The organism is Bradyrhizobium sp. (assembly GCF_019242285.1).
Taxonomy (GTDB): domain Bacteria; phylum Pseudomonadota; class Alphaproteobacteria; order Rhizobiales; family Xanthobacteraceae; genus Bradyrhizobium.
The window spans coordinates 1-11984 of the sequence record NZ_JAFAVV010000738.1 but is presented as its reverse complement, the minus strand read 5'-3'; the positions used below and the strand labels follow the sequence as shown (position 1 = coordinate 11984).

Annotated in this window: 15 protein-coding genes; 3 read left to right on the top strand and 12 right to left on the bottom strand. The window is 62.9% G+C overall.

Going from position 1 to position 11984, the window contains the following annotated elements; genetic code table 11:
- A partial coding sequence (locus JOY90_RS29965) for an MFS transporter (RefSeq protein ID WP_291694706.1) occupies nucleotides 1-1135 on the top strand: 1135 nt, incomplete at its 5' end.
- Nucleotides 1136-1170: 35 nt separating this feature from the next.
- Entirely contained in the window at nucleotides 1171-2136 is a 966-nt protein-coding gene (locus JOY90_RS29960; protein ID WP_291694705.1) for an amidohydrolase family protein, read from the top strand.
- On the opposite strand, the gene JOY90_RS29955 is transcribed toward JOY90_RS29960, so the two are convergent.
- The 12 genes from JOY90_RS29955 to JOY90_RS29900 form a co-directional block, all read right to left on the bottom strand.
- Nucleotides 2113-3135 (bottom strand): branched-chain amino acid ABC transporter permease, encoded by a 1023-nt coding sequence (locus JOY90_RS29955; protein ID WP_291694704.1) that lies wholly within the window; start codon nucleotides 3133-3135, stop codon nucleotides 2113-2115. The genes JOY90_RS29960 and JOY90_RS29955 overlap by 24 nt on opposite strands.
- 1 nt (nucleotide 3136) lies before the next feature.
- Nucleotides 3137-4003, bottom strand: a complete 867-nt coding sequence (locus tag JOY90_RS29950) for a branched-chain amino acid ABC transporter permease (protein ID WP_291694703.1) — start codon at nucleotides 4001-4003, stop codon at nucleotides 3137-3139.
- 2 nt (nucleotides 4004-4005) lie between these two features.
- Nucleotides 4006-4710: an ABC transporter ATP-binding protein gene (locus JOY90_RS29945; protein WP_291694709.1), complete on the bottom strand. Its 705-nt coding sequence runs from the start codon at nucleotides 4708-4710 to the stop codon at nucleotides 4006-4008.
- Nucleotides 4703-5431, bottom strand: coding sequence for an ABC transporter ATP-binding protein (locus tag JOY90_RS29940; RefSeq protein WP_291694708.1), 729 nt, complete (start codon nucleotides 5429-5431; stop codon nucleotides 4703-4705). Before JOY90_RS29940 ends, JOY90_RS29945 begins: the two co-directional genes overlap by 8 nt.
- Before the next feature lie 77 nt (nucleotides 5432-5508).
- A complete protein-coding gene (locus tag JOY90_RS29935; RefSeq protein WP_291694702.1) occupies nucleotides 5509-5715 on the bottom strand; it encodes a hypothetical protein in 207 nt (68 codons plus the stop codon).
- Complete coding sequence (locus JOY90_RS29930; RefSeq protein WP_291694701.1) at nucleotides 5667-6815, bottom strand: ABC transporter substrate-binding protein; 1149 nt, start codon at nucleotides 6813-6815, stop codon at nucleotides 5667-5669. Before JOY90_RS29930 ends, JOY90_RS29935 begins: the two co-directional genes overlap by 49 nt.
- A 54-nt stretch (nucleotides 6816-6869) precedes the next feature.
- Nucleotides 6870-7811, bottom strand: coding sequence for a 3-keto-5-aminohexanoate cleavage protein (locus JOY90_RS29925; protein ID WP_291694700.1), 942 nt, complete (start codon nucleotides 7809-7811; stop codon nucleotides 6870-6872).
- Between the two features lie 4 nt (nucleotides 7812-7815).
- On the bottom strand, nucleotides 7816-8727 hold the full coding sequence (locus tag JOY90_RS29920; RefSeq protein ID WP_291694699.1) for a 3-hydroxyacyl-CoA dehydrogenase family protein: 912 nt from the start codon (nucleotides 8725-8727) through the stop codon (nucleotides 7816-7818).
- A 3-nt stretch (nucleotides 8728-8730) separates the two neighbouring features.
- Nucleotides 8731-9531, bottom strand: coding sequence for an SDR family oxidoreductase (locus JOY90_RS29915; RefSeq protein WP_291694698.1), 801 nt, complete (start codon nucleotides 9529-9531; stop codon nucleotides 8731-8733).
- On the bottom strand, nucleotides 9528-9878 hold the full coding sequence (locus JOY90_RS29910; RefSeq protein ID WP_291694697.1) for a cupin domain-containing protein: 351 nt from the start codon (nucleotides 9876-9878) through the stop codon (nucleotides 9528-9530). Before JOY90_RS29910 ends, JOY90_RS29915 begins: the two co-directional genes overlap by 4 nt.
- Nucleotides 9879-9910: 32 nt before the next feature.
- Entirely contained in the window at nucleotides 9911-10756 is an 846-nt protein-coding gene (locus tag JOY90_RS29905) for a cyclase family protein (protein WP_291694696.1), read from the bottom strand.
- A 112-nt stretch (nucleotides 10757-10868) separates the two neighbouring features.
- Nucleotides 10869-11357 (bottom strand): hypothetical protein, encoded by a 489-nt coding sequence (locus tag JOY90_RS29900; RefSeq protein WP_291694710.1) that lies wholly within the window; start codon nucleotides 11355-11357, stop codon nucleotides 10869-10871.
- Between JOY90_RS29900 and JOY90_RS29895 the strand changes: the two genes are divergently transcribed.
- The coding region (locus JOY90_RS29895; RefSeq protein WP_367277009.1) for an alpha/beta hydrolase fold domain-containing protein at nucleotides 11347-11984 on the top strand (638 nt) is incomplete at its 3' end. The genes JOY90_RS29900 and JOY90_RS29895 overlap by 11 nt on opposite strands.

The following is an 11984-nucleotide window of genomic DNA, read 5'->3' as shown; positions in this document are numbered from 1 at the left end:
CGGCGCATTGGGCCTCGGAACTCTCGCCGACTACATCGGACGGAAGCGGGTCCTGATCATTTCGGCGCTGCTCTTTGGCGTGTTCAGCTTCCTGACTGTCTTCGTCAATTCCTTCGAGGCGCTGGTGGCGCTTCGCTTCCTCGCCGGCCTCGGTCTCGGGGGAGCCGCGCCATGCTTCACCGCGCTCGCCTCCGAATACACGCCCGCACGCAAGCGCCCGCTCATCATCGGATTCATGTGGGCGTCCTTTCCCACCGGCGGCATGACCGGTGCCTTCGTCGGCTCCTGGCTGATCAAGACCTATGGATGGTCGGCGATCTTCTATGTCGGGGGTGTCCTGCCGATTATCCTCGCGCTGGTTCTTGCCCTCGCCATTCCGGAATCTCTCAGGTTCCTCGCGCTTCGCGGAACGTCGAAGCAAGCCGTGCGCGGGATCGTCGCGCAAATCACCGGCCGTCCGGTCGGCGATCAAGAGGAATTCACGGCGGTCGACCACACGCATGGCCATGCCGGCGTCAGGAGCCTGTTCGCCGAAGGCCGCTGGTCGATCACGCTCCTGCTCTGGGTCGTGTTCTGCATCACCTTCACCATCCTGGTGTTCGTCCCGCTGTGGGCCCCCGTTCTGCTTGTGCGACCGGGCGGGCTGCAGCCGGCGCAGGTCTTTGCGACCGTCGCGCTCAACAATGGCGGCGCTGTCGTCGGCATGCTGTTTTGTGGCGCGATTATTTCAAGGGTCGGCCCCTTCAAGCTGCTGACTGCGACGTTCCTGCTTGCAACGGTCTTCACCGCGGCCGTCGCGCAATTTCCCGACAATCCCGGTCTCACCATCGCGGTGTCCTTCCTGAGCGGCCTGTTCCTGGGTTGCGGCGGCGTCGGCGTGATGGCGCTGGCGACCGTGTTCTATCCGACGCTGGTCCGATCGACGGGCCTCGGCTGGGCCATCGCCGTCGCCCGCGGTGGACAGGTTTGCATGCCGCTCGTCACGGGCGCGATGCTGCGAGGCGGGTTCGGCGCGAGCGAGATCTTCATCGTGCTCGGGTTGCTGCCGATCCTGGCGGCGCTCGCCGTCCTCTTGCTCAGCCGTGACAAGAACAGGCTCGAGATGAGGCCGGCATTGAACGTCGCGGCGCACTAGCCATTCAGAACGCAATCGGAATGTGAGGAAAGACCGTGACGAGAAAGATCGCGCTCGAGGAGCATTTCATGGCTCCGCAATTCATCACGTATTTTAAGAGCACAGCCGTCAATATCAGCGCCGACCTGTTCGACAAGGCGGTCGGCGCCCTCTCCGATTTCGGCGAGCGGCGCATTGCGGCGATGCATCACAATGAGATTTCGCACGCGATCCTTTCCCTGTCCGGGCCCGGCGTCCAGATCGAAAAGGAGACCCGGACGGCGGTGCGTCTCGCGCGCGAATGCAATGACTTCCTCGCCGAAAGGATTCAGCTTAACCCGAAGCGCTATGGCGGCTTCGCCCACCTTGCACTCCAGGATGCCAACGAAGCGGCGGCGGAGCTCGAGCGCTGCGTCCGCGACCTCGGCTTCCACGGCGCCATGATCAATGGCCAGACGGGCGGCTTGTATCTCGATGATCCCAGTTATTTCGCGTTCTGGGAGCGCGCCGAGGCACTGAATGCGCCGATCTACATCCATCCCGGGAATCCCGTCGACAAGCCCGCGATGTATGACGGACATCCGGAGCTCTGGGGTCCGGTGTGGAGCTGGGGCGTCGAGACCGCCAGTCATGCCCTCCGCCTCGTTTTCTCCGGTCTGTTCGACCGGTTTCCAAAGGCTACGCTGATCCTCGGGCACATGGGAGAGGCCCTACCCTTCCAGCTCTGGCGTTTCGACAGCCGGTGGGAGATATCAAACCGGGGCGCGATGCGCCTTGCGCTGTCGCCGTCGGAATATTTCCGGCGGAACGTCGTCGTGACGACGTCGGGTGTGTGCTCGCCGGAACCGTTGCTGTGCGCGCTCCAAGCGCTCGGTCACGAGCGCGTGCTGTTCTCCGTCGACTATCCGTTCGAGCGTTCGGACATCGCCGCGAAATTCATCGAGACTGCGCCCATTCCCGATGATGTCCGCCGACTCATCTGCCACAAGAACGCGGAGTCACTTTTCAATCTTGGAGGCTGAGGGGCGCACCAGGAAGCTCAGCGGAAGCAATTGCAGGCCCCAGCGCGCACGGACAAATCCCCAGATGCCGCGCGGCTCGATCAGCATCACTGCAATGGCCACCGCTCCCAGGATGATCAGGTAGACCGGGCCCAATGTGGCCAGCGTCTCCCCCAGCAGGAAATAGATCAGCGCGCCCACGATCGGCCCCTCGAACGTCCCGATGCCGCCGATCACCACCATGAACACAATCAGGGCGGTCCAGTCGTTGACGCTGAAGCCGGCGTCCGGCGAGATGCGCAGCTTCTGGATGAAGATCAGCGCGCCGACCATGGCCGTGGCGGACGCGGCCGCGACATAGATGATCAGCTTGACTCGATCGACGTTCACGCCGTTGCTGCGCGCCGCCGCCTCGTTGTCGCGGATCGCGGTCAACGCAAGCCCCATGCGCGACCTCAGCACCACGAAAATCATCGTCAGCACCGCCAGCAGCAGCACGAGCGCAGTCAGATACGTCGTGACAAAGCGATCGTGTGGGGTTGGTCCCAGCGCCTGCGCCGCCCTGATGGGAAGGCTCATGCCCGATCCGCCGCCGAGCGGCACGATCAGGATGGCGCCGAGATGGAAGACCTCCGCGACGACCCAGGAGCCGATGGTGAAATAGGCGCCGCGTAGCCGAAACAGCAGCTTGGCGATCGGAACGGACAGCAGCGCGGCCATGCAGCCAAGCAACGGTAACGCGTAGAGCGCGGGAACATCGGCCTTAGCGGCCAGCGCGAACAGCCCATAGCCGCCGAGCCCGACGTAAGCCTGCTGTCCGACCGAGACGAGGCCTGCATAGCCCGCGAGGAAATTCCACAGACACGCCAGCGCAATGTAAAGGAAGATGTCGGTCGCCAGGCGCAAGGTGTCGTTCGATGCCCAGAGCGCGGCGCTCAACAGCAGCGCCGTCAGCACCAAGCCGCCGGCGGTTGCAAGATGGGTCAGCCACGACGAGCGCCTGACATCGAGACTCGCCATGTCAGGCGACCCTGCCGAACAGGCCATTAGGCCTCACCGCAAGCACGATGAGAAATGCGATATGGCCCGCGAGGATCTGCCAGCCGGGGTCGAAGGACGACGCCACCGACTGCACGACGCCGAGGATGATGCCGCCGGCGAGCGTGCCCCAGAAGCTGGTGAGGCCCCCGATGATGACCGCCTCAAAGCCGAAGATGAGACGGGTCGGGCCTGTCGCGGGATCGAAATTCGCCCGGATAGCCAGCAGCACGCCGGCGAGCGCAACGATAGCGCAGGACAGCGCCATTGCAAGGCCAAACACGTGCCTGTTGTTCAAGCCCATCAATTGGGCGATGCGGGGATCGTCGGACACGGCGCGGAAGGCGCGACCGATGGCGGTGCGGTAGAGCAGAAATTGGAGGCCGATGATGACGAGGATTGCAAGCACGAGCTGAAGCGAGGGCAAGAGGCCGATGCTGATCGTGTCCGACAGCGTGACGCTTGCGACTTCGAGGGCCCCCGCCTGCAGACGCTTGTTGTCGGCCGAGAACAGCATCAGCAGGCCGTTCTGGATGATCACCGACAGACCGAACGATACCAGGAGGGACGGCATCACGTCCGTTCCCATCGCTCGGTTGAAGAGCCCCCTTTGCAGACCATAGCCGACGACCGCCATGATCGGAATCACGATCCCCAGCGCAAGCAGCGGATTGAGACCGAGCGTCTGCGTCACAATCAGCGCGACATAGGCGGCAAGAACGATGAGGTCGCCGTGCGCGATGTTGACGAGCCGCATGATGCCGAAGATCAGCGCCAGCCCGATCGCGAACATCGCATAGAGGCCTCCGGTCAGCACGCCCTGAACGATCGCATTGCCCAAATGCTCCATGATCAGACCCCAAAATAGGCGGATGCGATCGCCTCGCGCGACAGTGATCCCGCACGCCCGTGAAGGGCGATGCGCCCCTCGAGCATGCAATAGACATAGTCGGCGATCCTGAGTGCCTGCTGGATGTCCTGCTCGACGATGACTGCGGAAACGTCGTTGGCCACGATGGCTTTCATATAACCGTAGATGCCCTTCACCACGATCGGCGCAAGGCCGAGGCTGAGCTCATCGCACAGCAGCAGCGCCGGATTCGACATCAGGGCCCTGCCGATCGCGACCATCTGCTGCTGCCCTCCCGACAGCGATCGCGATGGCGTGTGGCGGCGCTCGCGCAGGACCGGAAAGAGTTCGTAGACTTTGGCCAATGTCCAATCGCCCGACCGCTTAACCTCCGCGCCAATCAAGAGATTCTCCTCCACATTCAGGGAGGCGAACAGGCGGCGTCCTTCGGGCACGATGGTAAGCCCACGACGGACGATCTGGTGTGGCGGCTCGCCGCCGATGTCGGCACCATTGAAGCTGATGGCTGAGCGCCCTGCCGGATTAAGGCCGACGATGGAGTTGAGCAGCGTGCTCTTGCCCGCGCCGTTCGCGCCGATGATGGCGACGATCTGGCCGCGGGCAACCTCGATGTCGACGCCATAGAGGGCCTGGAAATCGCCGTAGAAGGCTTCGACCCCTCGAACACGCAAGAGCGGATCAGGCATCGGTCTCGATCCCCATATAGACCTCCGCCACCTTGGGATCGCGGATGACATCTCTGGGATCACCGTCGGCGATGAATTGTCCCTGGTAGAGCACCAGCGCTCGGCTCACCACCGACAGCAAGGCGTGTAGCACGTGCTCGATCCACACGATGGTGACGCCGGAGGCGTTCGCCTTGCGGATCAGCGCGACCAACTCATCGTATTCGTGCTGGGTCAGGCCGCCCGCGATCTCGTCCAGCAGAAGAATCTTGGGCTTAGTTGCAAGAGCACGGGCGAGCTCCAGCCGCTTGCGATTGAGCAAGGTCAGGCCGCCCGCATGGGCGTTGGCGAGGCTGGAAAGCCCGCACGCTTCGAGAATGTCGAGGCATCGCACCTGCGCGGCCGCCATGGTCTGCCCCGCACCGAAGCAGGCGCCGACCATGAGGTTCTCGAACACCGTCATGTCCCCGAAGGGCTGGGGAACCTGGTAGGCGCGTGCAATACCAAGCCGGCATCGTTGTTCGGTCGACAGGCGTTGCAGGTCGCGTCCGTAGAACTCGATGCGCCCGGCGTCGAGGCCGAGCGTTCCCGTAATCAGGCCGAGGATGGTGGTCTTGCCCGCGCCATTGGGGCCGAGGATTCCGACGGCCTCGTTCTCACGGATGTCCAGCTCGATGCCGCCGGCAATCCGGATCGCTCCGAAAGATTTCGATACGTTGCGTAGCGCAAGCGCGACGGTCATCTCGCAATCTTTATCAGTCGGCGAGCCGCGCGCCATCTCGCGGCTCCCGCAGGCCTGGTCGATCGCAACAAGCTAGCTCAGTAGGCAATCGGCTCGAACTTCTTGACCGTCTTGATATCGGGATAGGCGGAGTTGTTTGCGATCTTGATCTCGTATCTGAACTTGTCCCCTTTGACCCACTGACCCCCGACCAGCGGCGTCGTCGAGACATTGCGGACCGGCCCCTTCTTCCAGCTCACCGGACCGACGATCGATTGATAGTCGGTCGCCGCGATCGCGTCCATGATCGACTTGGGATCCTCGACCTTTTTGGTGCGCTTGAGAAGTCGAGCGCCACCTCCAGCACCGCATGCTTGAAGCCGATCGGCTGCACCCATTGCTTGCCCGTCGCCTTGCTGAAGGTGTCGCACAATTCCGCCGCCGATTGCCCGGTGAGGCCGGATTTGAAGGGATGATCCGGAGACCACCACTCCTCCGAGGAAAGCCCCGCGCCACGATCGCCCAGCGCCTCGATCGAGGACGGGAAAAGCAGGGCCTTGGCAACTGTCGCCGCCTTCGGCCGATACCCCTGCTGACCACATTGGGCCCAAAAGGTTGCAAAGTCGGGCGGCAGGAACACGCCGGTGACGATCTCGGCCTGGGCCGCTTTCAGCTTGGCAATCTGCGCGCTGAAGTCGTTCGAGAGCGGCGTGAACAGTCCGGTGTCGACGATCTTGTAGCCCGCCTTGGTGAAGGCGGGCGGCAGGCCCTTCTGCGCGTCACTGAGCGCGACCCCGTCCGGATCGTTCGACCACAGCGTGCCGACCACCTTGTTGGTCTCGATGGAATTCCAGAGGCCAGTGAAGGTCTGGACGACCTGCGCGCCGCCCCAAAAGAAATGATAGGTCCAGTCAAACCCTTTCGCCGGCTCGCCGCCGCGGCCGAAGAACCAGGCTTCCCACGGTGTGTCGGTCGTGATGCAAGGCACGCCGTTGAGCTCGCATTGATCGGACACCGGATTGGTGGTGTCGGATGTGCTCGAGGCGACCATCAAGTTCGCCTTGTCCTTGGTGATGAGTTCGGCCGCGACCTCCGCCGCCCGGCTCGGATTCGACTGGCTGTCCCGCACCAGGATTTCGATCGGATATTTGGTGCCGTTGATCGTGATCCCATCGCCGATCGTCTTGCGGATCTCATTGACGACGAATTCGTCGGCCGATCCAAATGCCGCGATCGGCCCCGTCTGCGGGCTGACGAACCCGATGCGGATGGGACTGGCCGCAACGGCCCGACCGACATAGCCAGCCGCCGTCAGCGCAGTCAGGCCAAGCGCTGCCGTGCGAAGGGCGTCCCGCCGGCTCAGCGGCGTCGTGGCGGCGAACGCAGGCATCTCCGATGTCTTCACAGCCGTTCCTCCCTTTTTTGTCGACTTTATCTTTCTTCGTTCAAGCTTTCCAAGTTAGAACCCAACGTCGTCGCCGCCCTTCAGCGCGAGCATTTGTCGCGCCTCCGTGGGCGTTGCGATGGTGTGGCCGAGCTCCTCGACGATCCGGCGGATCTTGGCGACCTGCTCGGCATTCGACGAGGCTAGCTGCCCGCGGCCGATATAGAGGGAATCTTCCAGACCTACGCGCAGATTCCCGCCCATCATCGCGGCCTGGGTGGCGAAGGGGATTTGCGCGCGTCCGGCCGCAAGCACCGACCAGTGATAGTCCTCGCCAAAGAGCCGGTCGGCCGTCTCCTTCATGAAGATGAGGTTGCGCATGTCACCGCCGATCCCCCCGAGGATGCCGAAGATCATCTGAACGAAGAATGGCGGCTTCACGAGGCCGCGGTCGACGAAATGGGCGAGATTGTAGAGATGGCCGACATCGTAGCATTCGTGCTCGAACCGCGTCCCGTGGTCCTCGCCCAGCATCTTCAGGATGCGCTCGACGTCCCGAAAGGTGTTGCGGAAAATGAAGTCGTCGGTGCCGCGCAGATAGGGCTCCTCCCAATCGAATTTGAATGTCGGATAGCGGTCGGCGAGAGGAAAGATGCCAAAATTCATCGACCCCATGTTGAGCGAGCACATCTCGGGCTGTGCCACCAGCGGCGCCGCCAGACGCTGCTCGACGGTCATGCTGAGCGAGCCGCCGGTCGTCACATTGACGACGGCGTCGGTGGACTGCTTGATCCGCGGCAGAAACTGCATGAACACCGCCGGGTCGGGTGTCGGCCGTCCATCCTTGGGGTCGCGCGCATGCAGATGCAGGATTGCCGCGCCCGCTTCTGCCGCGGCGATCGACTGAGCCGCGATGTCGTCAGGCGTGTAAGGCAATGCATCGGACATTGTCGGCGTATGGATACCGCCAGTGACCGCGCAACTGATGATGACCTTGTCTGAACGTCGTTTCGCCATCTCTTCAATCCCCACGCGGCGTATCGAACATCGTCTTGAGATGGCGCGTCACTTGCGCCCGCAGCGCAGCCTGAGCTTCAGCAGGCCAATCGCGAAATCCCCGGCCCGACTTGAACCCAAGCCGCTCTTCCCCGATCAGCCTGTCCAGATAAGGCGAAGGTTCGGTGGCCCGGTCGAGCGACGGCAGGATGTAGCTGTGAATCGCGCGCGTGAGGTCGACACCGACGAGATCGGCATTCTCGATCGGACCGAGCACCGCCAGTCGCGCTCCAAAACTCGACTTGACGACCTCGTCCACCGTCTTGGCGTCGCATACGCCTTCTGCGACGAGCGCGATCGCCTCGCGCCACAGCGCATGCTGCAGGCGATTGCCGACGAAGCCGGGCACGTCCTTCCTGACCTCGACGGGCGACTTGCCGACGCGACGAAGCAGCTCGACCATCCCGGCGACGGTCGCCTCCGACACGTCAGACGTGCGGACCACTTCAACCAGCGGAACAAGATAAGGCGGATTCCACCAATGCGTCCCGAGCGCGCGCGACTTGTCCTTGACTGGGGACATGATCTGCCCGATCGTAATGACGGACGTGTTCGAGGCGAGGATCGCACCGGACGGAGCGGCCTGCTCGACCTCAGCGAAAATCTGCTGCTTCAGCTCCAGATTTTCCGGCGCGGCTTCGATGACGACATCCGCATCGGCAACACATGCTTTCAGCGTATCCACCACCTGGACCTTCTCGACCGCCTTGCGGTCGCGCCCAAGCTCGCCAAGCGTCGTTTCGATCCGCTTGCGAATGTGCGCGCGGGCCTCGCTCACCGCGTCGGTGATACGGACCTGATGGCCCGCGCAGGCGAAGACCAGCGCGATGCCGTGCCCCATAAGGCCGCCGCCGATAATCGCGATGCGCTCTGTCATCGATCAACCCGCCGTGTAGCCGCCGTCTGCATAAAGGATGTGGCCGGTGTAGAAATCCGAGGCCTTTGAGGCGAGGAAGAGCAGAGGTCCCGCGAGATCCCCGGGCTCGCCAAGGCGGCCTTTCGGCACCCGCGCGAGGAACCCTGCACGCGTGGTCGTGGCCCGTTCGTCGTCGCCGAACATCCAGGCGGTGAGCGGCGAGCGGAAGACGGTTGGCGCGATCGCGTTGACGGTGATCCCCGTCGCGCCCCATTCGCAGCCGAGCGCGCGCGTGATGCCATCGACCGCGGACTTCGAGGCGCAATAGGCCGTATAGCCGGAGGGATGACCGAGCAAGCCGCGCGCAGAGGACATCAGGATGATCTTGCCGCCCTCGCCCCGGGCCAGCATCTGGCGGCCGACGGAGCGGGCCATCAGCCAGCTTTGCGTGACATTCGCATCCATTACGTCGAGAAAGCGCTCGGGCGCCATCTCGACGATTTTTGACACGTCGTTCTTGCCGGAGGCGACCACGAGAATATCGACACGGCCAAAGCGCGCGACCGCCCTCGCGACGATCCCGTCGCAAGCCGCTTCAGAACTCGGGCGGCCGACGATCTCCTGGACGGCAGCGCCTCTCTTCCGGCATTCGCCTGCAACTTCGGAAAGCTCCTTGGCTTTCCCGGCCGTCAGCACGAGCTTCGCTCCGGCGGACGCCAGCGTTTCGGCGGCGACCGCGCCGAAGGCGCCCGACGCGCCGGTCACAATGGCGATCTTGTCCTTGACCGAGAACAGAGCGAGCGGATCGGTCGGGGCCTCGGTCATGGCTTCACCCCCGGTGGATAGGGAATTACGACGAGCATCTTGCAGATGTCGTTCTCTCGGTTGACGATTTCGCGGATTTCGTTCGGCGGGATGGTGCAGGAATCCATCGGACTGAGCACGGTCTCCTTGCCATCGATGATGACGGTCATGCGTCCCTCGAGCACGAGATAGATTTTCTCGAACGGCGTGGAGTCGGGCCCTGCCCCGCCTCCCGGCAAGAATTGCGAATAGCCCAGCCATTGATTGGTCGGGCCGCCCGGCTCGAAACCCTGCAGTCTGAGGCCGACCACACCGCGATGGTTCGGCGCGTCATAGGGTTTCGCGTCCGCGAAGCGCTTGACGTGCATGCACTCCCTCCCGTCCGGCTTGCGACCGTCGCTTACGCGAAGCTCGCGCCGCTCTCGATGCGATAGTTCTGCGACTTGTCGATCATGGCAACGAGGCGAATGATACAGCCGTCACCGCGATCCCAATTCCACGGGAAGAACGCGAAGGTGACGCGTTTGCCGGTGACCGCATCGAGATCGCCGCCGACATTTTCGATGCCCAGAATGCCGTTGGTGAACAGCTTGCGGTGCACCGGCTCCCATTCAGGATGATCTTCCTTCCAGTCTCGCCCGCCGGACCACATCTTGTATTCGTCGGCCAGATGCGCATGCAGCGGGCCGTTCCGGTGCGGGCCGATCGCGGTGGCGAGCGGATGATCATTGGCCTGGGTGTCGTGACCGACGACCTTGACTTTCTTCTCGACAAACCAGTCGCCGGCGGATGGGACGAAGCCCGGGCACTTGCAGAAATACTCCTCGCTGTCGCGGTACTTGTGGTGCCAACCGGTGTTGACGATCACCACGTCGCCCGGCCGCACAGCTTTGCCCGCCGCCTTTTCGAGATCGTTGTAGGTGATCGGCTCCCAGTAATTCTTCGGGATCGAGACGACGATGCCAGTGCCGAAGAAATGCGGCAGAGGCACCTCGTCGATGAACGGGGTGTCCTCGACGACATGCGCGGGCGCATCGATGTGGGTGGTGTTGTGCATGCTGGTCGTGATGCGCTGGGACAGCACGCCGGACTTCGCCATGTAATGGATGCGTTCGATCTTGACGTCTTCGAAATACGGCCAGTTCGGCGACTGGAAGCCGAAGCGATGGGAGAGATTGTAGAACTCCAATCCCATCGGGTTATCCAGGTTGGCCTGGAATTCGACGCCCCGAATCTTGATCGACATGCCGTTTGCCTCCGCAACGCCGGCGCGTCATCGCGCCGCATCTTTGTACCGAACGACAATACACATGTATCGTCTTCTGGTCAATGAGAGCGAATTCCAAGTTGCGCATTGGCTATGGAACACTGCGCAGATTGGTCTCGTCGTCGGCCGTAGGAGGAAGTCGCAGCTGGATGGAACGCGTGGCGCGCATCGACCCACAGCATCCAATAAGCTTCGCGAGCGCGCCGTCGCAGTCTTCCGGCAGCCCAGCGAGCCGGCCACTCGAGTGCCAGCGGCGCGCCGCGGTTTTTATTCCGGTGAGAACTGTGTTGACGGTATCCCAGCAATTTTTCCCCGAACAAAGGCCATTGATTTGCGTGGAAACTCTCACCAGAACAGTCACGAAGCGCTGGACCCGAGCGTCGTCATTGGTAGTATCGCGAAATCTAAACTCGTAATTGGACCACTTGCGGCCAAACCGTTCGTCAGGAGCCATAATGACGGCGAGCTTCAAACTCTGTATCGCGGCTTTGGGCATCTCTTTTGCGCTGCCGGCTGGCGCGTTCGCGCTTGATTTCGGTGTTCGCGAGGTCCCGGCCAAGGATGTCGCGGTGCCGACCATCGACGTCAGTCCGCAGGAGCAGGCGCTCATCGGCGCGCCGCTGTCGCCGTTCTGGAACGATCACCCTAAAGATGCCGCGGCTTGGAAGGCGCTGATCAACATGCGCGCCGACGCAATCATCAAGACGCTGCCGGCGATGCGCGAAAAGCTCGGCGTGAAATCCGCGCAGGTGACGATCGCTGGCGTCAATTGCTACATTCTCACACCCGACGACATTCCCGAAAAGAACCGCAGTCGCCTGCTGGTTCATGTGCACGGCGGCGGCTACGTGTTCGGACCGGCGGAATCCGCAACGCGCGAAGCGATCCTGATGGCAGGCTTCGGCAAGTTCAAGGTCGTCTCGATCGACTACCGCATGCCGCCGGATTTCCCGTATCCGGCCGCGATGGACGATGCGATGGCGGTGTGGAAGGAGGTCGCCAAAACCAACGATCCGAAAAAGATGGCGATCTTCGGCACCTCGACCGGCGGCGGCATGACGCTCGCGATGGTGCTGCGCGCCCGGACCGAGGGCTTGCCGGTTCCGGCGGCGATCGCGCCCGGCACGCCGTGGTCCGACATGACCAAGACGGGCGACACCTTCTTCACCAACGAGAAGATCGACAACATCCTCGTCAGCAATGACGG

Bases quoted from the DNA above. Each gene is read 5' to 3' on its own strand.
- JOY90_RS29955 (WP_291694704.1), bottom strand. From the start codon at position 3,135: ATGGCGAGTCTCGATGTCAGGCGCTCGTCGTGGCTGACCCATCTTGCA.
- JOY90_RS29950 (WP_291694703.1), bottom strand. From the start codon at position 4,003: ATGGAGCATTTGGGCAATGCGATCGTTCAGGGCGTGCTGACCGGAGGC.
- JOY90_RS29945 (WP_291694709.1), bottom strand. From the start codon at position 4,710: ATGCCTGATCCGCTCTTGCGTGTTCGAGGGGTCGAAGCCTTCTACGGC.
- JOY90_RS29940 (WP_291694708.1), bottom strand. From the start codon at position 5,431: ATGACCGTCGCGCTTGCGCTACGCAACGTATCGAAATCTTTCGGAGCG.
- JOY90_RS29935 (WP_291694702.1), bottom strand. From the start codon at position 5,715: ATGGACGCGATCGCGGCGACCGACTATCAATCGATCGTCGGTCCGGTG.
- JOY90_RS29925 (WP_291694700.1), bottom strand. From the start codon at position 7,811: ATGGCGAAACGACGTTCAGACAAGGTCATCATCAGTTGCGCGGTCACT.
- JOY90_RS29920 (WP_291694699.1), bottom strand. From the start codon at position 8,727: ATGACAGAGCGCATCGCGATTATCGGCGGCGGCCTTATGGGGCACGGC.
- JOY90_RS29915 (WP_291694698.1), bottom strand. From the start codon at position 9,531: ATGACCGAGGCCCCGACCGATCCGCTCGCTCTGTTCTCGGTCAAGGAC.
- JOY90_RS29910 (WP_291694697.1), bottom strand. From the start codon at position 9,878: ATGCACGTCAAGCGCTTCGCGGACGCGAAACCCTATGACGCGCCGAAC.
- JOY90_RS29905 (WP_291694696.1), bottom strand. From the start codon at position 10,756: ATGTCGATCAAGATTCGGGGCGTCGAATTCCAGGCCAACCTGGATAAC.
- JOY90_RS29900 (WP_291694710.1), bottom strand. From the start codon at position 11,357: ATGGTCGGCACCGCGACATCCTTGGCCGGGACCTCGCGAACACCGAAA.